We start from the raw sequence: 22,531 nt of genomic DNA, 5'->3' as shown, positions 1-22,531 counted from the left end.
AACCTATACCCTCATATGAAAGTTCATTTTCTGCTTATAATAGTATGCTTATTTGCTGCCTGCAAATCGAAACCTTCTGATAAAGATGCCCATTCTCTTAAAGTAAAACATGTTAAGGTTTTGGCTTCATCCTATAAAAACACAATCAAGATTAAGGCAGCAGGTATTGATACATCTAATACGGATAGTGAACCTGCTTATGCAAATTACTATATTTTAATTGCCGATACAGGTATCAATTATTATACGCTCAGGAATAGAATGTTTGCCTTGAATAAATTATCCGGTATCCCTATTGATACGATGGAACGGGGATATAATAAAGCTAAAGACCTCATTGCATTATCCGATAAGGATGAAGATGAGATTTATGCGGGCGAATATTATCCACGGAGATTTCCATCCAAAACGTTAAGCCTTGAATATCTTGAGAACTACCAATTTGATACAAGCCCAAAAACGATTGCTTTAGTAGCCGGAATTTATGAAAACAAAAACAGTGCAGATAGCGCCTTACAAGTTATTGATAAGGTTAAAACGGCCTTTGTTTTTAAGGGAAGAGTTTATGTAGGCTGTATGCATTAATTTCATCTTATATGAGTTGGGATGTAGTACTATTTAATTCGAGGCAAAAAATTACTGACCTGGCAGATGTGGATGAAAAACAACTACTCCCTGTCTCATTTTCCAAGGCTTTTAAAAAGTATTTCAAAAATATAATTACAGATGGTGACCACCACGAAATAAAAGAAGATGATTTTACGATAGATTATTTTGATGATGGTGAGCCTTCAAGTACTTTAATGCTCAATTTATATGGTGAATCTGCTATTTATCCACTGATAGATCTCGCCATAAAAAATAACTGGCAAATATTTGATACAGGGCTTGGTGATATGATCGACCTTGGAAATTCATCAAAAAACGGCTATCAGAATTTTCAGGCGTATTTAAACATCGTTTTAAATAAACCTTTTAATTCAAATTAGGTCACAAAACTTTTCAAAAGAAAAAACTAACAACATATCCTTATGCCTCTACTCCAAAACACTTTTGTACACCACGTACACTTCTGGTTAAAAAACAAAGCCGATAAAGATAAACTGATTGAAGGGCTTAATATCCTTCTGCCTATTCCACATATCCGCGATATACATATCGGCGTGCCGGCCGATACCAATCGCGATGTAATTGACCGCTCTTATGATGTATCACTGTTGATTTTATTTGATACCGCCGAAGCGCAGGAAGCTTACCAGGTTGACCCTACCCATGTGATATTTGCCGAAGAATATGCTAAGCCACTGTGCAGCAAAGTAGTGGTGACAGATAGTGTAAACATATAGGATATAACTATTTATTAATTTATTATGAAGGCAGGCGTTTAGCTTAAAACAGCCTGCCTTTTTTGTTGTTTCATTATGCATGAAGGTTTTGCTTGCTGGCGCTAACGGCTATATAGGTACACGGCTTATCCCGGTTTTACTGGAGAAAGGCCATGATGTAGTTTGCCTGGTACGTGATAAACGTCGTTTTCACGAGCATAGCGATTTTAGCGGTAAAGTCACCCTCATTACCGGCGATCTGCTTAAAGAGTCAAATATCGAAGCATTTCCTGAAGATCTTGATGCAGCTTATTACCTGGTGCACTCCATGGCGCAAACTCATGATTTTGCCGCACTCGAGGCTCTTTCGGCCCATAACTTTGTAAAGGCACTCGATAAAACCAGGTGCAAACAAACCATATTTTTAAGCGGGATAACCAACGATCAACATCTTTCGCGTCACCTGGAATCACGACGGCATGTGGAAGATGTACTGAAAGAAGGCAAAGCAGCCTTAACCGTTTTGCGGGCGGCTATTATCATCGGTTCGGGTAGTGCCTCGTTCGAGATCATTCGTGACCTTACCGAAAAGCTTCCTGTGATGACCGTTCCTCGTTGGGTCAATACAAAATCCCAACCCATCGGCATCCGTGATGTACTTGGTTATCTGGAAGGTGTAATGCTAAATGAAAAATCTTACAACCGGGCCTTTGATATAGGCGGGCCGGATATCCTTTCTTTCAGGCAGATGATGCTTACTTATGCTGAGGTACGTAAGCTGAAAAGGTATATTATAACCATACCCTTCCTATCTCCTAAAATATCATCGTATTGGCTGTATTTTGTTACTTCTACAAGCTTTACACTTGCTCAAAGCCTTGTAAACAGCATGAAGAACGAAACCATTATGCATGATCATGGCATTGATGAGGTTGTGCCACGTAAATGCCTTACTTATAAAGAATGCCTTGAGCTTGCCTTTGTTAAAATTGAGCAAAACTCCATCGTTTCCAGCTGGAAAGATGCTTTTAACCAGGGTTACCTTAATCCCGGTTTTATGGACCAGATCAAGGTACCTCAAAACGGCACGCAGGAATACAAAGTAAAAATGCCTTTTGAACGCCCGGCCAACGAAGTGTTTACCAACGTGCTTTCTATAGGCGGCAACCGGGGCTGGTATTATTGGGACTGGATTTGGAACATCCGCGGTTTCCTGGATAAGATCTTTGGTGGTGTTGGCTCGCGCCGGGGGCGCACAAGCAATATCAATATAAGTCCGGGTGATGTAATTGATTTTTGGCGGGTTTTGCTGGCCGACCGCGAAAACAAACGCCTGCTCCTGTACGCTGAAATGAAATTACCGGGCGAAGCATGGCTTGAATTTAAAATAATTGAACGCCATGGTAAGCAAAGTTTAAGTCAGGTAGCTACCTTTAGGCCCAATGGTCTGTGGGGCCGCTTGTACTGGTATGCCATGTGGCCTTTTCACCTGTTTATATTTAACGGTATGGCAAGGGAGATTGTTAATTATAAAGAAAAAGCCGGGATCATAGTCGATAGACCATAGTCCATAGCAATAGCGTATCAGGTAAAAACACTATGGACAAAATTATGGACAAAAGTATACTACTAACCGGCGGATCAGGATTACTGGGAACACATCTCACTAAAGCACTATTGGCTAAGGGTTATACCGTAAGTCATTTAAGCAGAAAAGCCGGTAACAATCCGCAGGTAAAGACATTTATATGGGATATCAACAAAGGCATCATTGATGAGCATTGTATCGACGGGATTGATACCATCGTGCATCTGGCCGGCTCGGGCATTGCTGAAAAGCACTGGACCGATGCCCGTAAAAAAGACCTGATCGATAGTCGCGTAAAATCAATTGAGCTGGTGTATGATCTGCTGAAACGCAAACAGCATCAGGTTACTTCAGTTATCTCCGCATCAGGCATTGGTTATTACAGCGACCGTGGGGATGAACTGATGTATGAAACAAGCGCTCCGGCCAGGGATTTTATATCCCAATGCTGTGTACTGTGGGAAGCTGCCGTTGATGAGGGCCAAAAGTTTGGGATTCGAATTTTGAAATTCCGTACCGGTGTAGTACTGGATAAAGATGGCGGTGCATTACCAACCCTTGCAAAACCTATAAAACTATATGTTGGCTCGCCCATTGGCAGCGGTAAACAATGGGTGCCCTGGATCCATTGGCAGGATGTTGTGGATATGTACTTTTTAGGGATCGAAAATAAGAACCTTAGCGGCGTTTACAATATGGTTGCACCAAATCCTGTCACCAATAAGCAATTAACCCAGGCCGTTGCCAAACAATTACATAAACCACTGTGGGCGCCAAATGTGCCGGGCTTTGTGCTCAAACTTCTATTGGGCGAGATGAGCAGTATAGTACTGGGCAGTACCAAAGTATCGGCACAAAAAATTGAAGACGCCGGTTTCAAATTTAAATTTGCTGATATAGATACAGCATTAAGTGAAATTTATGGATCATAAAACACCGGTTAGCATATTCTGGTTCCGCCGCGATTTACGGCTTGATGATAATGCAGGCCTTTATTATGCCCTTAAAAGCGGCAATCCTGTTTTACCCGTATTTATTTTTGATAGAGAAATTCTTGACAAGCTTCAAGATAAGGACGATGCCCGCGTTACGTTCATCTATCAAACTATTGAAAGCTTAAGTATAGCATTGCATAAGCATGGCAGCACTATGTTGATACTTTATGATAAAGCAATACACGCCTGGGATAAGCTCATCAAAGACCATAACATTGCCGCGGTTTACACCAATCACGACTATGAACCCTACGCCACTAAACGCGATGATAGGGTACGCGCAAAACTTGAAGAGCATGGCATCCCCTTTAAAACCTATAAAGACCAGGTAATTTTTGAAAAGGATGAAGTTATAAAAGACGATGGCAAGCCTTACACCGTTTACACTCCATACCAGCGTAAATGGTACAGTACGCTAAAACCATTTTATTTAAAGGCCTATCCAACAAAAAAATATCTTAAAAATCTTTATCAAACCGAAGCATTTCCTATCCCATCGTTAAAAGAAATGGGCTTTGAAAAAAGCAATATACCCCTGCCCGACAAAAGTTATGAAGGTGTAATTAAAGATTATAAAGAGCAGCGTGATTTTCCGGCCATTAAAGGCACCTCACATATTGGCATGCATTTACGCTTTGGTACCGTAAGCATCCGGGAGTTGGCAGCTACAGCCTACAGTCATGATGATAAAACCTGGCTTAATGAGCTCATCTGGCGCGAATTTTATATGATGATATTACATCATTTCCCTCATACGATGGACCATGCTTTCAGGCCGGAATATGACCGCATCCATTGGATAAACGATGAAAAACAGTTTGATGCCTGGTGCAAAGGCGAAACCGGTTTCCCAATCATTGATGCAGGGATGCGCGAACTGAATACAACCGGCTTTATGCACAATCGCGTGCGTATGATAGTGGCCAGCTTTTTAAGCAAAGACCTGCTGATTGACTGGCGCTGGGGAGAACGCTATTTTGCCCGTAAGCTGCTGGATTATGAAATGGCCAGCAATGTAGGTGGCTGGCAATGGGCTGCAGGTTCAGGTACCGATGCGGCGCCGTACTTCAGGATCTTTAACCCCGATGCTCAAACCAAAAAGTTTGACCCCGAACTTAAATACATAAAAAAATGGGTTCCGGAATATGCCGACTTCAGCAAATATCCAAAACCCATTGTTGATCACAGCAAAGCCCGCGACCGTTGTTTAGCAGCGTTTAAAAAGGCGCTGGCTAAATAATTACATCAATTAGTAACCGTAGCTACTGTAAAGTCAAAATACAACACCACATTTGCAGCTATTGATGAACCACTGCCAGTGTTGCCATAACCAAATCTCGAAGGTATTATGATAGATACTGCAGATCCGGCTGTTTGCCCGGTTAAACCTTCCTGGGCACCTTTAACCAAACCGCTAACTGTAAAAGATGAAGAGGTTGTCCCTTGCAGAGAGGTACTGTCAAACACTGTATCATTTAAATATTTGCCCGAATAGGTACATGTTATATATGAATCGAGGCCTATTAAATCAGAACCGGTACCAGGTGTAGCTACTTTTATATATACTCCGTCAGCCGTTTTGGTAAATCCGGTAAGCCCTTTAGTTTTAATATAATTTTTAATTACAGCGTCATCATACAGCTCCTGGTTTGAAACCACATTAATATAATAATCCAAACTTTGGTTACCGCCGATATGAGTATTTGCATTACTTGAGCTACCCGATCCGTAACCGTTAACGCCATAAGCCAAATGTGATGGGATGATCACCCTTGCCGCCGTACCTTTATATTTTATGAGGTTGTGGATAGCTGTCTGTAAACCTTTGGGCAGTGAGTTGCTAACATGTCCCAAATAACCGTAAAAATGGTTCGCGTTAAGCGAGTCAACAGATACAAACTTACCATCGAGCGTGCGAACGGTAAATACAAATGAGATCTGATCTGAATAATCCATCGGTGTGCCGCGGCCTTGTGAAAGGATCTTGTAGTAAATACCGGTGGTATCACCGTCGGTGGTATCACGTAACATGCCTGTGATGCTGTTTGCCGCTATATAATTCTTGATCTGGGTGTCGTCATATTGCTTAATGTCCGGATCGTTCCTGTCTTTCCGGCATGATATAAGGCCTATAGAGATAAGTACTAAGAGCGTAAAAATAGTTTGTTTCATTTATTATAATTTGTCTTTTTAACCGCCTAAAGCTTTTGCTCGCTGGCTATATGTCCCTTTTATCTGGCTTTATCAATTGGTTACGTTATACAGCTGAATTTGAAAATCAAGTACCGAGTTTGCTGGCAAATGTATCGAATCCTGCGCATATGGCCCATAGGCATAACGCGATGGAATCAGCAACCGAACCTTACCTCCCGGTTTGATCTGCGGGATACCTAACTGCCAGCCTTTAATTACCCCCCCCAATATATAGGTAGGATGAAACTGATCCGTTTGGGCAAATACAACGCCCGATGTTAGTATTTTACCGGTATAACCAACTGTAACCTGTGTCGAACTGGTGTAAAGCACATTACCTGTTCCCCCTTCTCCATCGTTTACTATGTAATAAACACCTGTTGTATCATACACCTTTTTAGCCTTATCTACTAAGCCGTTGGCAGCCACATAATCACTTATGATCTTGTCGTCAATTTCCTTTTGCTTGTTGTATTGAACTAAGGGGCTGACGGATGATTTTACGCAACCACCTGCAATAACGCCTAAAAGCAATAAAACTATCAGTATCCTGTTCATCAATTCAAAAGGCAAATTTATTCTTTTAAAATAGAAAAACGGCAGCTTAACACTTTTTAACAATTAATAAAAAGCAGGCACCGTTTAAAACACCCGATAAGGGATATTTCGAAGGTAAAACGCTCGATTTTAAGTAAAAGTGTGGGCGCTGCGCGGTCATTTTATCATTTGGTCATTAAGTCATTGCCTGGCATACTGTCGATAACTCAACGGCTCCAAGCATAATGACTAATGACACGAAGTAAATGCCTCGATGACTGCAAAGCAAAATGACAGCGTAGCATAATAACGCGCAACATAATGACCCAATGACAGCGCAGCGCAATGACGCGAAGCATAATGACCAATGACTGCGCAGCATAATGACAGCGCAGCGCAATGACGCGAAGCAAAATGACCAATCAGGGTTTATAGTTAACGGTAAGCTTGTTCAGCTTTTTAAGAGTTTCGATGAGGTGTTGTTTATCGGCTTCGCTGATGTTAGCATCAAGGTAATTATTGAACTGGCGTACTATTACACGGGCCTGATGTCGTTTTTCTTTACCTAATGCAGTAAGGTAAATTTTAACCGAACGCTTATCACCCTCATTGCTTTCGCGATATATCAGCCCGGTAGTTTCCAGCTGACTAAGCATGCGCGACAGACTGGTTGATTTAAGCCCCAGCAAGGCAGCAGCCTGCGATACGGTAGTACCTTCCTTTTCGTCGATATTAATGAGCAGGTAACCTATTGATTGTGTAAAACCAAACTCCGTCACCAACTGGTTGTAACGGTTAGCCATGGTTTGCCACACTATCTTTATAAAATAGTCGATAGTTTCCTGGTGTTTTACATTATTATGCATGCATACCAAACGTAAGAAATGCTTATTGATTACGCAAATTTAGTTGCAGCAGCACTAATAGTAGCGGTTGTAGTGACAGTAATAATTGAGACTTCTTACTATAGGCTTCGATTATGCTTTTGGATATTTATCCTTCAACTAAAAATTGCTGCTGCTGCTGCCTATTATAACTGCCACTAAAAAATGCTATTGCTACTAAAAACCCATCTTAGTATCATCCCCTCTCGGGTCGGCCCCGCCTTCGTAATAGCCCCATTTAGTTTTGAGGATAGCGTCAACACGGCCAATGGATTTGGTGGTTACAATCTTATATCCTTTGCTTTGTAGCTTGCCAACTGTAGTACTGTCAACACCGTCCTTCTCAATAGTTACTTCGTCGGGCAGCCACTGGCTGTGGAAACGTTTTGATGCAACAGCCTGCTGCATGTTCTGATTAAATTCAATTACATTGAGTATGGTTTGGAAAACAGAGGTAATAATAGTTGAACCGCCGGGAGTTCCTACCACCATAAACAATCTGCCGTCCTTTTCAACAATAGTGGGTGTCATGGATGATAACATCCGCTTCCCGGGCTGGATGCTGTTAGCCTTGCCACCAACCAACCCGTACATGTTTGGCACACCGGGCTTGGAGCTAAAATCATCCATTTCATTATTCAGCAAAAAGCCCGCCCCGCCTACAAATATCTTTGAGCCAAAACTATCATTCAATGTGGTGGTAACAGATACCGCGTTGCCCTCTCTGTCCACAATGGAATAATGCGTGGTTTGGTCGCTTTCATAACCAACAAATGACCCTGGCTGGATACTGGCACTTGGCGTAGCAGCGTCCCAGTTAAAGCTTTTCATGCGCGATGTAATATAAGCCGGCTGGAGCAGGCTATCAACCGGCACGTTATAAAAGTCCGGGTCGCCAAGGTATTTAGAACGGTCTGCGTATACCCGGCGCTCCGCTTCCACGATAAGCCTCATGGTAGAATCCTGATTGAAGCCCCATCTTTTAAGCGGATAAGGCTCAACCGATTTCAGCAATTGCAATAAAGCAATCCCCCCGCTTGAAGGCGGCGGCATGGTAATGATCTTGTAATCCTTGTATTTACCAACAAGTGCATCACGCCAAACAGCATGATAGTTTTTGAGATCAGCTTTCGTGATAAGGCCATTACCAAGTTTCATTTCATCAACAATCAAATCCGCAACAGGCCCGTCATAAAAACCGTCACGCCCTTTATCCCGGATCTGTTCAAATGTTTTGGCCAGATCTTCCTGTATCAATAAATCGCCTTCCTTCCATTCCCCTTCTTTTACCAAATAATTTTTACCCGGGTTTAATTTTCTAAATTGTCCGGCGGTATGGTTAAGATCGCTGGCCAAATGTTTCGTTATTTTAAAACCGTTGCGGGCAAGTTTAATGGCAGGTTCAATCAAATCGGCCCATTTCAGTTTGCCGTACTTACGATGAGCCTCAACCATTCCATCAACTGATCCTGGCACGCCCGATGCTTTGTGGGTATACAAACTCATATTGGGGATTACATTACCGGCCGAATCAAGATACATATTAACATTAGCTGCACCCGGGCCTTTTTCCCTAAAATCAAGTGTGCTTGTTTTACCGTTACCGGCACGGTAAACCATGAAACCGCCGCCACCTATGTTGCCGGCTTCGGGCAAAGTGACTGCCAAAGCAAATTGCACCGCTACGGCGGCATCAACTGCATTACCTCCTTTCTTCAATATATCAAGCCCCACCTGTGCGGCATCGGGATATGCGCAAACTACCATTCCGTTACGGTACTGACCGCTGTTATTGAGCCCGAGCTGCCCCGGTGCACATCCCGACAAAACAAAAAATATTACGGATAAAAACAGTATCTGGAATTTCGGATTATTTATTTCAAGGCGGTTTATAGTCATTACAGCAATTTAATTTTCACTAAAATAACTTATTTGGGTGCTTTATTTAACAATCCGAAACCATTCTTTTCTATTGAAAACCAATCCAATACCAATCAAAGCACAATGTTTTTTAAACACATATAGCATAAAAAAGCAATTCTGGCGTTTATTTGCATGAAATAAAAAGCTCAAAATTAAGCTAAACAAGCTGGTCACTTTTTTGTTACAGCTACATTATTGTCAATCATTAAATTCATCTGCATGAAAAAACTAACGTACCTTTTATTATTTTCCGTATTCTTTTTATTGATCAGCAAAAACTCACAGGCCCAAGACTATAAAACAGCAGTAGGTTTAAAATTTGGCGCATACGAGGTTGGCCCCTCTGTTAAATATTTTATGGATAAAGGCACCGCGCTTGAAGGCATCCTGGGTATCCGCGATCACGGTGCGGTATTAACCGGCTTGTATGAATTAAACCAGCAAGCTTTTAATGTTGATAAACTGAGCTTTTATTATGGCTTTGGCGGCCACCTTGGTTCGGTAGGCAATGGCTACTACAAACGTTTTGGCGGCGACGACGAATACTACAACGGCAAACACATCCTGATAGGTGCCGATGCTGTTATCGGTTTGGAATATGTTATCCCTAATGCGCCAATTGCAATCAGCCTTGACCTTAATCCACGACTTGAACTGGCAAGAGGGCCATTTTTCGATATCGCACCCGGACTGGGATTAAAGTATACCTTCTAAAAAATAAAAGAGATTATCATCACCTGCCTAACGGGTGATGATAACTTTTTGCGAATAGACCTTCTGTCCAAGCAATACCCTAAGCACATATACCCCAGGCGTTTGCCTGCTCACATTCAAAATAGTGCTGTAATTACCATGATCAATATTTTGCTGCCCACCCTGGTAAACCGCTTCACCTAAAGCATTAATGAGAGATAATTTCATAGTGGTGGCTTCTTTGGCCGCAAATACCACGTTTAAATCAGTGCTTACCGGTACCGGGAACACGCTCAACCCAATTTCATTTTTATTTCCGGCCCTGCCTTCGCGTGCGTAAACATAATTATCTGATTGCGCCACACAGCCATTGGCCAGTGTAACCTGCACCTGGTATTTTCCACTTTGTACAGGGTTGTAAGTTGCAGCGGTGGCCCCGCTTATTACAGTGCCATTTAACAGCCACTGGTTACCATCGGTAAAGTTTGAGTTAAGGGTGTTATTGGTTTGGGTAATAAACGGTCTGCTCAACGTTACCGCTTTACGCGTGGCCGATGCACAGCCCAGGCTTTGCACCTTCATATCGTAAAAATAATAGTAGTACCCTTTGTAGGCGGTAGTATCGCCATTGGTTGCAGTGGCGCTGTTACCGGTAATGCTAAATATATTACCGATCTTAAACGGATAACCTGTTACCCCTCCGTTGTTACGATATATTGTAGCCTGGTCAGCAAAATCAACCGATATCTGGTAATTGCCGGCACCTGGTAACGACAGGTTTAAATCATACACCTGTCCCTGATCGTTAGGGTCATCGGGCTGTGCGCCTGCCAGAGGGGTGGTACGGGTTGCAACAGCATTTATAGTAACCGACGATACAATTTGCCCGTTAGCATTGGATACATTAAATGTTATTTTCCCCGAATTGCCAATGTAAAGACGCGCGCTTTTAATTAATACCGGCACCTTAGTGTTTACAGTTACATAAGGGGTAAACTGGTTATACCCCCCAGCCGTAAATACTCTTTTAGTAGCAGGACCAATTGTTCCGCTAAAATCATTAACGCCTGCATAGTAAGTATTATTAACCGGCGCCTGAGTTGTTAACGCTTCGCTTCCGGCGGCTATGGGCAATTCATCAGTTGCATTCTGATACCATAGTACAGTACCGTCACCGGTGCCAAATAACTCGTATTGATTGGTAGTGGTACAATAATAAGCACTCAGATCGCCAATAGTTGCCGGCGAATTAATGGTAATATTGGCTGTAACCGAATTATTGCTGCTAACCGGATCGCCGGTAAGTTTACTGGTAGCGGTAATAGTATAGGATGCTCCTGCAACCGCATTAAACTCCTGGCTAAAGGTAAAGTTATCCTCGGCCAATGCTGGCAATGATGCCTTATAGATCTCGTTGTAAGTAGTTGTAACATTATTGGCATTGGTAATGGTAACTGTTATCGGGATATTGTTTATAGCTGCGTTGCCAAAATTTTTAAGCCTCACCGTAACAGGTGTACTCGCCGAGCACGAACCACTGCTGCCAGGGCTAACAATGGAAATAACGCCTGCGTCAATACTGGTTTGCAGAAATTGCACCCGGTAATCCTGGGTTTCGCCTTTGGTATAGCTGCCGCAAGCTTTAATGGTTGATGCATCGCCGGTTTCAGTAAGCACAACCCGCATCAGGCTATAAGCCCCGGCAGTTACTGTTCCCGGCACGGTAATGTTGGTATTATAGGTACCGGTTCCATTAATGATCCCGGTTGTTGCTGCCAGTTCATTATCTTCAAACACACCGTTAGCATTCCAGTCTATAAACACTTTTGCAGCTTTATTAAAATTGTTGCCGCAAGTACCAAGGGTGATGCTCAAAGGATACGTTTTAGCCTGCTCAAGCTGTACGGTAAGGTTGGTATAGTCCGAGTAGCCCGTGCAACCTGCAGCCGCGGTATTATCAATATTAGCGAGTTTTAAATTATCAATCTTTGAGTCGGCATTTGAAAGCGGAGCCGAAGCACAGTAAGCAGTTCCCCCAACCCCGGTAACAATAAGCGAGTATGCCTGCGACCCGGATGACAAGCTTCCTTTATGCGATACTGTAATAGTATAAGCCCTGCCGGGAACCGAATTAGGGATATATACCTGTTCAATGTTATCCCTGATATTGTCCCCTTTAGTTGCAGAAAATCCGGGCTTATTAGGGTCAAGCACCCAGGGGGTAAAAGTTGTTGTGCCGTCGCTTACCCTGATATCGAGGTCATTCACCAATTTAGGAGTTCGGCTGTTGATCACCCCCTCGGTAGTTGGCGTACCTTGCAGATCGGTCCATGATATGGTTGCGGCCAGTAAGCGGTTACCGGATGCTATTACGTTATAGGTTTGTGTTTGTCCCTGTGTAAGCGTTTTTTCGCTTACCATGCTTTTACCACCATTATTGGTTATTGCTTGTGCAGCCTCGGTCATATTAAGCAATCCCCAGCCATAAATATAATCAGGCCCTATATTACCGGCATCAAAGGCAGTATGGCAAACCAACCCTTTCAATGTGGCCGACCGCATAAATGTTCCTCCATTTTGTTTAGCATAGTATTCCTGCAGCAAATAAAGCGAGCCCGTAACATTAGGGGCAGCCATTGAGGTGCCTGATAAAGTAGCGTATGAGGTAGTGTTATCAACCCCTACCGAAAGTACGTTAACACCATCGCCTACAATATCGGGTTTGATACGGCCATCGTCCGTTGGGCCCCAGCTACTGAAAGGCGCTATGGCTACATCACTTCGGTTTTTTGGCCCATACAATAGCGGGTAAACTGCACCTACAGTAAGTATGTTTTTGGCATTACCGCTGGTGCTGATAATATCATAACTATCATTATTGCTGATCCCGGCAGGGCGGGCGCCTTTGTTCACAAAAGTTTGATCGGTTTTACTTTTGTAACCATAGTAGGTTTCGCCTACCGCAGGGCCATTACTTGAACGCTCATTACCCGCCGATTCAACAATGAGGTAATATGGGGCATTATAAGCTATCTTATCCCAGTTGGCTGTTTTTGAGTCGTAGAAACCAAAGTTATAATCTACCGTGTCGCCTGGTAAACCATTCCATTCCCAGCGGCCGGCCGAATCATTATAATCCCAACCCGTTACTACCCCGTATGAGTGATTGGAAAGTAGAAGATTGGCAGCAGCGGCACTCATGGTGGTTTCATCATTATTAAAATCATACGACTGAAGCGTTGTTGCCCCAAACGACATGCCCTTAGCCGGTGCATAAATGCCTTTGGCAATCATGGTACCTGCCACGTGTGATGAATGGTCATTTACCGGTTCGGTTGTTTTTAGTGTGATGGTTTTACCTGCAAATTCCTGGTGCGCTTTGTAAACCGCGCCGCCATCCCATATGGCCAGCTTGTTGGTCAAAAAATCTGACGATCCTGACAAGTTCAAACCTAATGAACCTCCGGGCTGCAGGGTATTAGTACCTGTGGTGGCTGCCGCGGTGGTATTATTATGCGTAATAAGATATATAGGGAACCCTAATTTATTAACTCCCTGTAAGGTAACCAGGTTGCCGTTTTTTGTACGGCGGGATAATGTCCATCCATGCGTGGCCGCTAATGACACTGCCTTGTCGTGAGATGCTTTATAGTTTGTGAGCGATTGCTGTGAAATATCGTTAAGCTGAAGCCTGTTCTTTTCGCTGATCAATGACTGTTGGGCCATAGCGTCGCTTACTGAAAACAACAGCAAAAAGCAAAAGGAAACAATTGTGTAAAGTTTGATCATTGGTTTGAAAGATAGGCAATTTTAAGAAAAATCAACCTCAACTAAAACAAAACAACCAACGCTTTACAATATTCGTAAACTTGACAATTAAAGAGTGAAATTTTAGCTGTTACGACAGGTATTTACCCACAATAGGCATCCTGCGGCCCATACCAAATGCTTTTGGCGACACCCTTAAAATAGGGGGCGTTTGATAACGCTTATGCTCGGCCGAATTAGTAAGCTTGATAACCCGGCGAACGGTTGCCTCGTCATACCCCATTCTGATGATCTCGGCCGATGAGCAGCGATTTTCGATATACTCGGCCAGGATCTTGTCAAGGACATCATATTCGGGCAGTGAATCGGTATCTTTTTGATCGGGCCTTAACTCGGCCGATGGCGGTTTAACGATTGAATTGATCGGGATGATCTCCTTATCACGGTTAATATATCGCGCCAGCTCAAAAACCTGGGTTTTATAAACATCGCCAATAACCGAAATACCACCGCACATATCACCATACAAAGTACCGTAGCCAACAGCTGCCTCGCTCTTGTTACTGGTATTTAGCAAAATATAGCCAAACTTATTGCACATCGCCATTAATAAAACAGCCCTGCTGCGCGATTGGATATTTTCCTCCGCGATATTAAAAGGCAAACCATCAAACTGTGGGTTTAATGCTGTTTCAAAGGCCTCTGTAATGCTTTTAATGGGCACTATTTCGTGTTTGCAACCAAGGTTATCAACCAAATCCTGAGCATCTTTTAATGAATGATCTGTTGAAAAGCGTGAAGGCAGTAATACAGCCATCACATTTTGCGGCCCCAGCGCCTCTGCAGCCAAAGCACATACCACAGCCGAATCTATCCCGCCTGATAAGCCTAAAATTGCCTGCTTAAAGCCCGATTTATAAAAATAATCACGGATGCCGAGGATTACTGCCTGGTAAATTTGCTCAATATCTCCCGGACGTTCGGTTTTTATCGTTGTTGGATGATCAAAGCTCAACGTGTTATCCTCATTCAATGTATAGTAAGCCATGCTTTCATCAAAATAAGGCATCTCATCAATTAGCTTACCTGTATTATCAAACACCAGCGAACCTCCATCAAATATCAACTCTGTTTGCGCGCCAACATGGTTAACATATAACAGAGGCAACTTATAACGGCTGGCGTTATCACTCAATATCTCGATTCGTTCTTCATCGTGATTATAGGCAAAAGGTGATGCCGCAATGTTAATCATTACATGCGGAGTCTGGTGTATGAGGGTATCCATCGGTCGGGTAACATACAGCGGGTTTTCGATGGTATTCCACAGATCCTCGCAAATAGTCAGCGCTATTCGCTTGCCCTTAAACTCAATACAATTAAACTCGGTTGAAGGCTCAAAGTAACGGTATTCATCAAATACATCGTAATTAGGCAGCAAGGCTTTGTTTACCACTGCTTTCACCTCGCCATTCTCAATAAAATACGCCGAATTACTGAGGTCCTTACCCTCTGTTTTATGGTTAGGTGTTGGCAAGCCAATGATGCAGGCTATATCCACACATACTTCAGCAATCTTTTTAGCTGCTTCGTCGCAAAGACCTATAAATTCATCAAACTCTAAAAAATCGCGCGAAGGATAACCGCAAACACATAGCTCGGCAAATACAACCAGGTCAGCCCCGTTATTTTTCGCCTTGATAATATGATTAATGATTTTATTGGTGTTCGATTCAAAATTACCTACGTGATAGTTGAGCTGGGCTAACGCGATTTTCATAGTATATGTATATTTTAGTCTTAAGTCGCAAGTCTTCAGTATAAAGTCAAAAAATAAGACTTTCGATTTAGGACTACCGACTATTGACTTAACAATAGTAGCAACATTAATGCAAATAAATTTACTTTTGCCTTAAAGGATAAAGATGAACCCTACCCGGTATATAGCAAAGCAAATTTACTTAATTTTTTCCATCGGCCTGATATTAAGCAGCTGTACCCGCAACAAAAAAATTGATGTAAGCAATATCAACGTTAATGTCAAAATTGAACGGTTCGACCATGATTTTGATGCCATGCACAACAAGCCGATGGCCTTACAAGCTTCCTACCTGCAAAAACAATACGGCAGTTTTTACCCTGATTTTATTGAACGCATTTTACAGGTTGGCAGTACTAAGGATACCACCTATTTTAAAGCCCTTCGCCAGGTGTTCGCGGGCAAAGCCTATAACGACCTCAAGCACGACGCCGATGCCGCCTTCCCTAATATGGACCGGCAGAACGCCAGCCTTACCGAGGCTTTTAAATACATTAAATATTATTACCCTCAAAAACCGCTCCCGCGGGTATATGCTTATATTTCCGGTTTCCAGGCCCAAACTACCATTGGCGATGGCTATTTCGGCGTCGGGATAGATTTGTTTCTGGGTGCGGATTCGCGTTTTTATCCTTCGCTTACCAATGCTTTTCCACATTATCTTTCCAGGTGGTTTACGCCTGATAACATTACGCCCCGAGTGGTTGAAGGCATAGCACGTGAGGACATGTTCCCGGAAGATGACAATGATAAAGCCTTGCTTAATAAAATGATCTATAACGGCAAGATCATGTACTTTATGGACAAGATACTGCCGGATATGGCCGATAGCACCAAGATCCGTTATAGTACAGAACAATTGAAATGGTGCCATGAATTTGAAAGTAAAATCTGGGGATACTTTTTAGAACAAAACCTGCTTTACGAAACTGATTATCAAAAAATCCAAAAATATCTTACAGAAGCCCCCTTCACTCCCGGCCTTGGCGAAAAGAATGAATCGGCACCGAAACTTGCTGTGTGGACGGGCTGGCAGATAGTAAGGAAATATATGGATAAGCACCCTGATGTAACGCTACCACAGCTGATGGCCGATAAAGATGCCCAAAAACTCCTGAACGAATCGGGATATCACCCCAAATAAAAGGCACAAAAAAAGCGTCTTCAAAATGAAGGCGCTTTTTTTATATCATTTCCCTTTTACAGGTTTGTTACTTCATAATTGCGAAAACGCATTTCAAAGCGATTAGGATACCAATGATCAAAATAATATTTGATATAGAAGTAAACATGAAGCCTGTGTTGGCATCGCCGGCAAAACGCAGGAACACGCCTACTATACCGATAACAATAGCTACAGTTAATAATTTGTAATGACCTTCTGCGTTAGCATTTTCCATTGATTCCATGGTACCGATTTTTAATGTTTGCGCAAAAATAGAAATGTTTACCGAAAAAGCGACAAAGTTTTTATGATTTTATGCCGCCGGCAAACCAGGTTGGGTGTTTACGTTTGTAATAGCGGTATATTGCCCACAAACCTATGCCCCAAATTATAAATACCCATAAGTTAGCGAGGCCCAGGATCAGTTCAACAAAAAGTTGCCGGCCATTGCTCAAAGCTATCATCAGCCTGTTAACAAATGGCAACTGATAGGCAGAAGGATCGTCGTTGGCTATCATTTCCTGATTTATAAAATTGCTTTGGTAAAAGCTAAGGTTAACAATGCTGTATTTTACCGCTTCATCTGTGCGCATATTGCCAATTTGCTGATCAACCATATCGTCCTTCAATAACATCACATTTACGGGATTTTTGATTACAATTTTGCCTTTCTTTTGCTGCTCTACCAAATCCTGACGGTTTTTCAATTTCAGTTTTTCGGAAAGATAGTCAAGCGTACGGTCTTCAATATCCATTTTGCGCAGCGTAACATACATACCCATGTGTGCCACTTCCGTCATAAAGCTTTCAAGCTTCTCTGAAGGAAGTTTAAGCGTCATGTCGGCATCAGTTCTTAGCGCCGATACTCGTTTAACCGAATCATTACTCACACGGATATCTTCTGATCGCTCTACATAGGCCTGCATTTGATGATGCACTACCATGCCACCGTTGCGGGCGGTAAGCGCCGCTATGGCATCGCCCGTTTGCTGAACACTTTTTACTTTAAAACGCATGTCGGCAGTTTTTACCAGTTTGGTTGTCGGGATATCCACCTTTGATGTGTCGGTCATTTTAGCCACCGTATCCGCACTCGATGAAGAAGCTTTGTCATCGCGGATGGCTTCATAATTTGAGCCCTTACAAGCGCCCAGCAGCAACACGCCCGCCAGTAACGCCAGGAATAACTTTGTTTTCATAACTGTTTAATTTTCTTTGGTATACATTGATACCGAAGAGTGGCAAGAGGCAACCCAGACGGCTGATTTTTGTTATGATTATGGTGATTTCGCTGATTTCGTCTGAACCAGGATTTTTTGGATTAAACTGATTTGGGGATTTGCTTTTTTGCAAGTACTGGTTGAGTTTAGCGATAGCGTAACTTTAATCAGCGTTTGGGTAACGGGGTATCAAGACAATCCTCCAATCCCAAAAATCAAGGTTCAAAAAAAAGGCCTTCCTTCCGGAAAGCCTTTTCTATATAAAAGTACTCTTAAACTTAGTTACCGCCTGAAAGGGCTGCCGCGCCACTCACGATCTCGGTAAGCTCGGTAGTGATGGCTGCCTGACGGGCCTGGTTGTACGAAAGTTTTAATGATTTCAAAAGCTCGCCGGCATTTTCGGTTGCTTTGTCCATCGCTGTCATACGGGCACCGTGTTCAGAAGCGTTTGAATCCAATACAGCACGGTACAGTTGGATCTTGATGTTTTTAGGGATCAGTTGCTCAACAATTTCCTGTTGTGATGGCTCAAGGATGTAATCAACATTAGCTGCCTTTATTTCCTCTTTCTTCTCGGCCTTTGGCACCGGTAATAACTGTTCAGCAATCAGGTATTGTACCGCGGCATTACGGAAGTGGTTATACACCAGTTCCACACGGTCGTAGTCGCCGTTAACAAAGCCCTGCATAATCGCTTCGGTAATTTTTGAAGCATTCTCGAAATTAAGATCCGAGTACAGGTCGTTGTTATTACCAATTACGTTGTACTTACGCCTTTGGTAAAACTCCTGGGCTTTTTTACCGATAGCAACAATAGATACGTTACCGGCAGAAAGCTGTTTAGGATATTTTTCGGCAATAAGGTTATTGGCTGTTTTAATAACGTTAGCGTTGAAAGCACCGGCCAAACCACGGTTTGATGATACCACAACTACCAATACACGTACCGGCTCACGCTCCTGAAGGTATGGAGAAGTGTTATCCTCCAAACTTGCAGATAAGTTAGCCAGCAGGTCCTTCAACTTACTTGCGTAAGGGCGCAGCTGAATAATAGCGTTGGTAGCACGTTTCAACTTAGCAGCCGAAACCATTTTCATAGCCTTGGTGATCTGCTGGGTTGATGATACAGATTTGATCCTGTTTCTTACTTCTTTTAAATTAGCCATTCTTTATTGAGATGTGAGATTTGAGATATGAGATTTGAGATAGCCTCACATCTGCACTTTCAATCTGTTTATCTAATTTATATAAAGACGTCAGATGTGGAAGAGACCAGTCTCATATCTCACATCTAACATCTCAAATCTAAAAATTAATACCTTGCTGACAGTTCTTTAGCTACTGTTTCCAGTACGCCGGTAAGCTGGTCGTCAAATTTACCTGCTTTAAGGGCAGCTAAAACTTCTGGGTGACGAGCTTCTAACTGATCGGTAAATTCGGTTTCGAATTCCCTTACCTTATTTACCGGTACGTTACGCATTAAGTTTTTTGTACCTAAGTAAATGATAGCAACTTGTTTTTCTACAGTCACCGGTGAGTATTGACCTTGTTTCAAGATCTCTACGTTACGGATACCTTTATCTAACACGTTTTTGGTTGAAGCGTCAAGGTCAGAACCGAATTTTGAGAATGCCTCAAGCTCACGGAACTGAGCCTGGTCAAGTTTCAAAGTACCGGCAACTTTCTTCATTGATTTGATCTGTGCGTTACCACCTACACGTGATACAGAGATACCTACGTTGATAGCCGGACGAACACCTGCGTTGAACAAGTTAGATTCAAGGAAGATCTGACCGTCGGTGATAGAGATTACGTTGGTTGGGATGTATGCAGATACGTCACCAGCTTGTGTTTCAATGATTGGAAGAGCTGTTAATGAACCACCACCTTTAACGATGCCTTTGATTGACTCAGGAAGGTCGTTCATTTGCTGCGCGATAGAATCATTTGAGTTGATTTTAGCGGCACGCTCTAATAAACGGCTGTGCAGGTAAAATACATCACCCGGGTAAGCCTCACGGCCCGGTGGACGACGTAACAACAATGAAACCTCACGGTAAGCAACAGCTTGTTTTGACAAGTCATCATAGATGATCAAAGCCGGACGGCCTGTATCACGGAAGTACTCGCCGATAGCTGCACCTGCAAACGGAGCAAAGAACTGCATGGTAGCAGAGTCTGAAGCGTTAGCAGCAACTACGATAGAGTAAGGCATAGCGCCGTTCTCTTCAAGCGTACGAACAATGTTAGCAACAGTTGATGCTTTTTGTCCGCAAGCTACATATATACAGATTACAGGTTTACCTGCATCATAAAATTCTTTTTGGTTGATGATGGTATCGATACAAACCGCAGTTTTACCGGTTTGACGGTCACCGATAACCAACTCACGCTGGCCACGACCGATAGGGATCATCGCGTCGATAGCTTTGATACCAGTTTGTAATGGCTCGGTTACAGGCTGACGATAGATTACACCTGGCGCTTTACGCTCAAGCGGCATCTCGTAAGTTTGACCGGTGATTGGGCCTTTACCATCAATAGGGGCACCCAAGGTATCAACAACACGGCCAAGCATGCCTTCGCCTACGTTGATTGATGCAATCCTGTTGGTACGTTTAACGGTATCACCTTCTTTAATATCGTCAGATTTACCTAACAATACCACACCCACGTTATCTTCTTCAAGGTTAAGTACGATGCCTTGCAATCCTGTGCCAAACTCAACCAACTCACCCGACTGTACTTTAGTTAATCCATAAACGCGTGCGATACCGTCACCCACCTGGAGTACAGTACCCACTTCTTCTAATTCAGATTCTGACTTGAAGCCGGCCAACTGCTGACGCAAAATTGCTGATACTTCGTCTGGTCTTACCTCTACCATTGTTTAAAATTTATTTAGAGTTTTACTTTTAATACTTACTAATTACGCCTTTACAGCAAATTCCTTTTTCATTTTCCTCAGGCTTGCGGCAATACTGGTATCAACCTGCCTGTCACCTATAGTTAACACAAAACCGCCTATCAAAGCCGGGTCAACTTTAGTTTCCAGCACTACTGTACCGCCAACTGATTGTTGCAATTCGGCAACCAATGTTTTCTTATTAGCTTCAGAAAGCGCAGTAGCTGATGTTACCTTAGCTTTGGTGATATGGTTTTTAACATTGTACAGGTTAATGTACTCGCCGGCGGTAAAATATAATACTTCGCCGCGCCCTTTGTTAACCATCAGCTTAAAGAAAGCGATAGTAGTTTTGCTAACCTTATTTAAAAATATCTCGTCAAGGATCTTGATCTTTTTTGAATGAGATATAATAGGATTAGCCAATACTGCTACCAGTTCGGGGCTGCCCTTCAGGGTTTTTAAGAAAAGGTCCATATCGGCTTTGACCTCTGCAACAATTCCTTGTTCCTGTGCAAGATCAATGATCGATTTGGCGTACCTGGTTGCTACCGTGATTTCTGACATGTTTTTTTATTTCGGATTTCGAATTTTCGATTTCGGAATTTTCAATTTGAATTTCGGTTTTGAATAGGTCAGCGAGTACCGGATTAAATCCGAAATTCTACGCCCCAAATCCGAAATCTTATAACTTCACTTCTTTCAATAATTGGCTAACCAATTCGTCTTGTTGCTGCTGATCTTCAAATTGCTTACGAAGGATCTTCTCGGCAATCTCCAAAGATAAAGTAGCTACCTGGTTTTTAACATCAGCTAAAGCAATTGCTTTTTGGTTGTTAATTTCAACACGGGCAAGCTCAATCATACGTGCACCTTCTTTGTGTGCAACCTCTTTAGCATCAGATACGATCTGATCTTTAGCTTTACGTGCTTCAGACAAGATCAGGTCGCGCTCTGCACGGGCTTGTTTAATTAACGATTCGTTCTCGTTAGTTAAACGGCTCATTTCTTCTTTAGCAGCTTCTGCTTTTAATAACGCATCTTCAATTGAACGTTCACGCTCGCCAATGGCTGCCATGATCGGTTTCCAGGCAAACTTAGCTAAAATAAAAAACAGAAAAGCGAAGGCTACTGTGGTCCAAACAACTAAACCTAAATCTGGGACAACTAATGGATTCATTTTATATTGATCTCTTTTTCTACTTTAATAAAACATTTTAATAAGAACCGCTCCGGTGCCAATCGCGCCGGCCGCGGTTCCTAATTTTTTGAGCTGATTAACGTAAGCCCAGGAATGATACTACCACACCGAACAAAGCAGCACCTTCGATAAGAGCTGCAGCGATGATCATGGCAGTTTGGATTTTTGAAGCAGCTTCTGGCTGACGTGATATACCTTCCATGGCTTTACCACCAACCTGACCGATACCGATACCAGCACCGATTACCGCTAAACCTGCACCTAATGCAGCAATACTTCCAATCATGATTTTAAATTTAAAATGTTAATATATAT

The 22,531-nt window shown here is 42.7% G+C and carries 21 protein-coding genes; 8 read left to right on the top strand and 13 right to left on the bottom strand.

The features are described 5' to 3' along the window. Positions 1–15 precede the first annotated feature (15 nt). From BLS28_RS20670 to BLS28_RS20645, 6 genes are all read left to right on the top strand, one after another. Positions 16–585 carry a hypothetical protein gene (locus tag BLS28_RS20670; protein ID WP_091171914.1) on the top strand — a complete coding sequence of 190 codons (570 nt, stop codon included), beginning with the start codon at positions 16–18 and terminating at the stop codon, positions 583–585. 11 nt (positions 586–596) lie between these two features. Further along, a complete protein-coding gene (locus BLS28_RS20665; protein ID WP_091171912.1) occupies positions 597–989 on the top strand; it encodes a hypothetical protein in 393 nt (130 codons plus the stop codon). 42 nt (positions 990–1,031) lie between these two features. Further along, positions 1,032–1,346 (top strand): Dabb family protein, encoded by a 315-nt coding sequence (locus BLS28_RS20660; RefSeq protein WP_091171910.1) that lies wholly within the window; start codon positions 1,032–1,034, stop codon positions 1,344–1,346. Positions 1,347–1,425: 79 nt separating this feature from the next. Next, complete coding sequence (locus BLS28_RS20655) at positions 1,426–2,892, top strand: SDR family oxidoreductase (protein ID WP_091171909.1); 1,467 nt, start codon at positions 1,426–1,428, stop codon at positions 2,890–2,892. A 44-nt stretch (positions 2,893–2,936) separates the two neighbouring features. Next, positions 2,937–3,845 carry a TIGR01777 family oxidoreductase gene (locus BLS28_RS20650; protein ID WP_091172005.1) on the top strand — a complete coding sequence of 303 codons (909 nt, stop codon included), beginning with the start codon at positions 2,937–2,939 and terminating at the stop codon, positions 3,843–3,845. Beyond that, positions 3,835–5,148: a cryptochrome/photolyase family protein gene (locus BLS28_RS20645; RefSeq protein WP_091171907.1), complete on the top strand. Its 1,314-nt coding sequence runs from the start codon at positions 3,835–3,837 to the stop codon at positions 5,146–5,148. The genes BLS28_RS20650 and BLS28_RS20645 overlap by 11 nt, the downstream gene beginning before the upstream one ends. 5 nt (positions 5,149–5,153) lie before the next feature. On the opposite strand, the gene BLS28_RS20640 is transcribed toward BLS28_RS20645, so the two are convergent. The 4 genes from BLS28_RS20640 to ggt form a co-directional block, all read right to left on the bottom strand. Next, a complete protein-coding gene (locus tag BLS28_RS20640; protein WP_091171905.1) occupies positions 5,154–6,080 on the bottom strand; it encodes an FKBP-type peptidyl-prolyl cis-trans isomerase in 927 nt (308 codons plus the stop codon). Between the two features lie 72 nt (positions 6,081–6,152). Continuing rightward, positions 6,153–6,659 (bottom strand): FKBP-type peptidyl-prolyl cis-trans isomerase, encoded by a 507-nt coding sequence (locus tag BLS28_RS20635; protein WP_091172003.1) that lies wholly within the window; start codon positions 6,657–6,659, stop codon positions 6,153–6,155. Between the two features lie 401 nt (positions 6,660–7,060). Beyond that, positions 7,061–7,504, bottom strand: a complete 444-nt coding sequence (locus tag BLS28_RS20630) for a MarR family winged helix-turn-helix transcriptional regulator (RefSeq protein WP_090530294.1) — start codon at positions 7,502–7,504, stop codon at positions 7,061–7,063. 195 nt (positions 7,505–7,699) lie between these two features. Further along, positions 7,700–9,421: a gamma-glutamyltransferase gene (gene ggt, locus BLS28_RS20625; RefSeq protein WP_091171901.1), complete on the bottom strand. Its 1,722-nt coding sequence runs from the start codon at positions 9,419–9,421 to the stop codon at positions 7,700–7,702. Between the two features lie 243 nt (positions 9,422–9,664). Here ggt and BLS28_RS20620 point away from each other — a divergent pair, with 243 nt between their 5' ends. Further along, positions 9,665–10,159, top strand: coding sequence for a hypothetical protein (locus tag BLS28_RS20620; RefSeq protein ID WP_091171899.1), 495 nt, complete (start codon positions 9,665–9,667; stop codon positions 10,157–10,159). A gap of 27 nt (positions 10,160–10,186) precedes the next feature. Here the strand turns inward: BLS28_RS20620 and BLS28_RS20615 are convergent, their stop codons facing one another. Together BLS28_RS20615 and BLS28_RS20610 are read right to left on the bottom strand one after the other, a co-directional pair. Then, entirely contained in the window at positions 10,187–13,927 is a 3,741-nt protein-coding gene (locus tag BLS28_RS20615) for a S8 family serine peptidase (RefSeq protein WP_091171898.1), read from the bottom strand. Positions 13,928–14,036: 109 nt separating this feature from the next. Continuing rightward, positions 14,037–15,686: an NAD+ synthase gene (locus BLS28_RS20610; RefSeq protein WP_091171896.1), complete on the bottom strand. Its 1,650-nt coding sequence runs from the start codon at positions 15,684–15,686 to the stop codon at positions 14,037–14,039. Positions 15,687–15,831: 145 nt separating this feature from the next. Between BLS28_RS20610 and gldB the strand changes: the two genes are divergently transcribed. Then, the gene (gene gldB / locus BLS28_RS20605) at positions 15,832–16,869 is read left to right on the top strand and encodes a gliding motility lipoprotein GldB (protein WP_091171893.1); all 1,038 of its coding nucleotides are present in this window, start codon (positions 15,832–15,834) and stop codon (positions 16,867–16,869) included. A 67-nt stretch (positions 16,870–16,936) separates the two neighbouring features. Here gldB and BLS28_RS20600 read toward each other — a convergent pair whose 3' ends face one another. The 7 genes from BLS28_RS20600 to atpE form a co-directional block, all read right to left on the bottom strand. After that, positions 16,937–17,134, bottom strand: coding sequence for a hypothetical protein (locus BLS28_RS20600; protein WP_090530314.1), 198 nt, complete (start codon positions 17,132–17,134; stop codon positions 16,937–16,939). A gap of 61 nt (positions 17,135–17,195) precedes the next feature. Next, entirely contained in the window at positions 17,196–18,089 is an 894-nt protein-coding gene (locus BLS28_RS20595; protein ID WP_091171890.1) for a DUF4349 domain-containing protein, read from the bottom strand. Positions 18,090–18,388: 299 nt separating this feature from the next. Next, positions 18,389–19,276 (bottom strand): ATP synthase F1 subunit gamma, encoded by an 888-nt coding sequence (atpG, locus tag BLS28_RS20590; RefSeq protein WP_091171888.1) that lies wholly within the window; start codon positions 19,274–19,276, stop codon positions 18,389–18,391. 146 nt (positions 19,277–19,422) lie between these two features. Then, positions 19,423–20,997 carry a F0F1 ATP synthase subunit alpha gene (gene atpA / locus BLS28_RS20585; RefSeq protein WP_091171886.1) on the bottom strand — a complete coding sequence of 525 codons (1,575 nt, stop codon included), beginning with the start codon at positions 20,995–20,997 and terminating at the stop codon, positions 19,423–19,425. A gap of 42 nt (positions 20,998–21,039) precedes the next feature. Beyond that, a complete protein-coding gene (atpH, locus tag BLS28_RS20580) occupies positions 21,040–21,582 on the bottom strand; it encodes an ATP synthase F1 subunit delta (protein WP_090530328.1) in 543 nt (180 codons plus the stop codon). Between the two features lie 118 nt (positions 21,583–21,700). Next, positions 21,701–22,195, bottom strand: a complete 495-nt coding sequence (gene atpF, locus BLS28_RS20575) for a F0F1 ATP synthase subunit B (protein WP_091171880.1) — start codon at positions 22,193–22,195, stop codon at positions 21,701–21,703. 97 nt (positions 22,196–22,292) lie between these two features. Further along, a complete protein-coding gene (gene atpE, locus BLS28_RS20570; RefSeq protein ID WP_091171878.1) occupies positions 22,293–22,502 on the bottom strand; it encodes an ATP synthase F0 subunit C in 210 nt (69 codons plus the stop codon). Between the last annotated feature and the right edge of the window lie 29 nt (positions 22,503–22,531).

It is taken from the genome of Mucilaginibacter gossypii, assembly GCF_900100945.1.
Taxonomy (GTDB): Bacteria; Bacteroidota; Bacteroidia; order Sphingobacteriales; family Sphingobacteriaceae; genus Mucilaginibacter; species Mucilaginibacter gossypii.
Note: the sequence above shows the minus strand (reverse complement) of the source record. Positions and strands in the feature narration are given on the sequence as shown.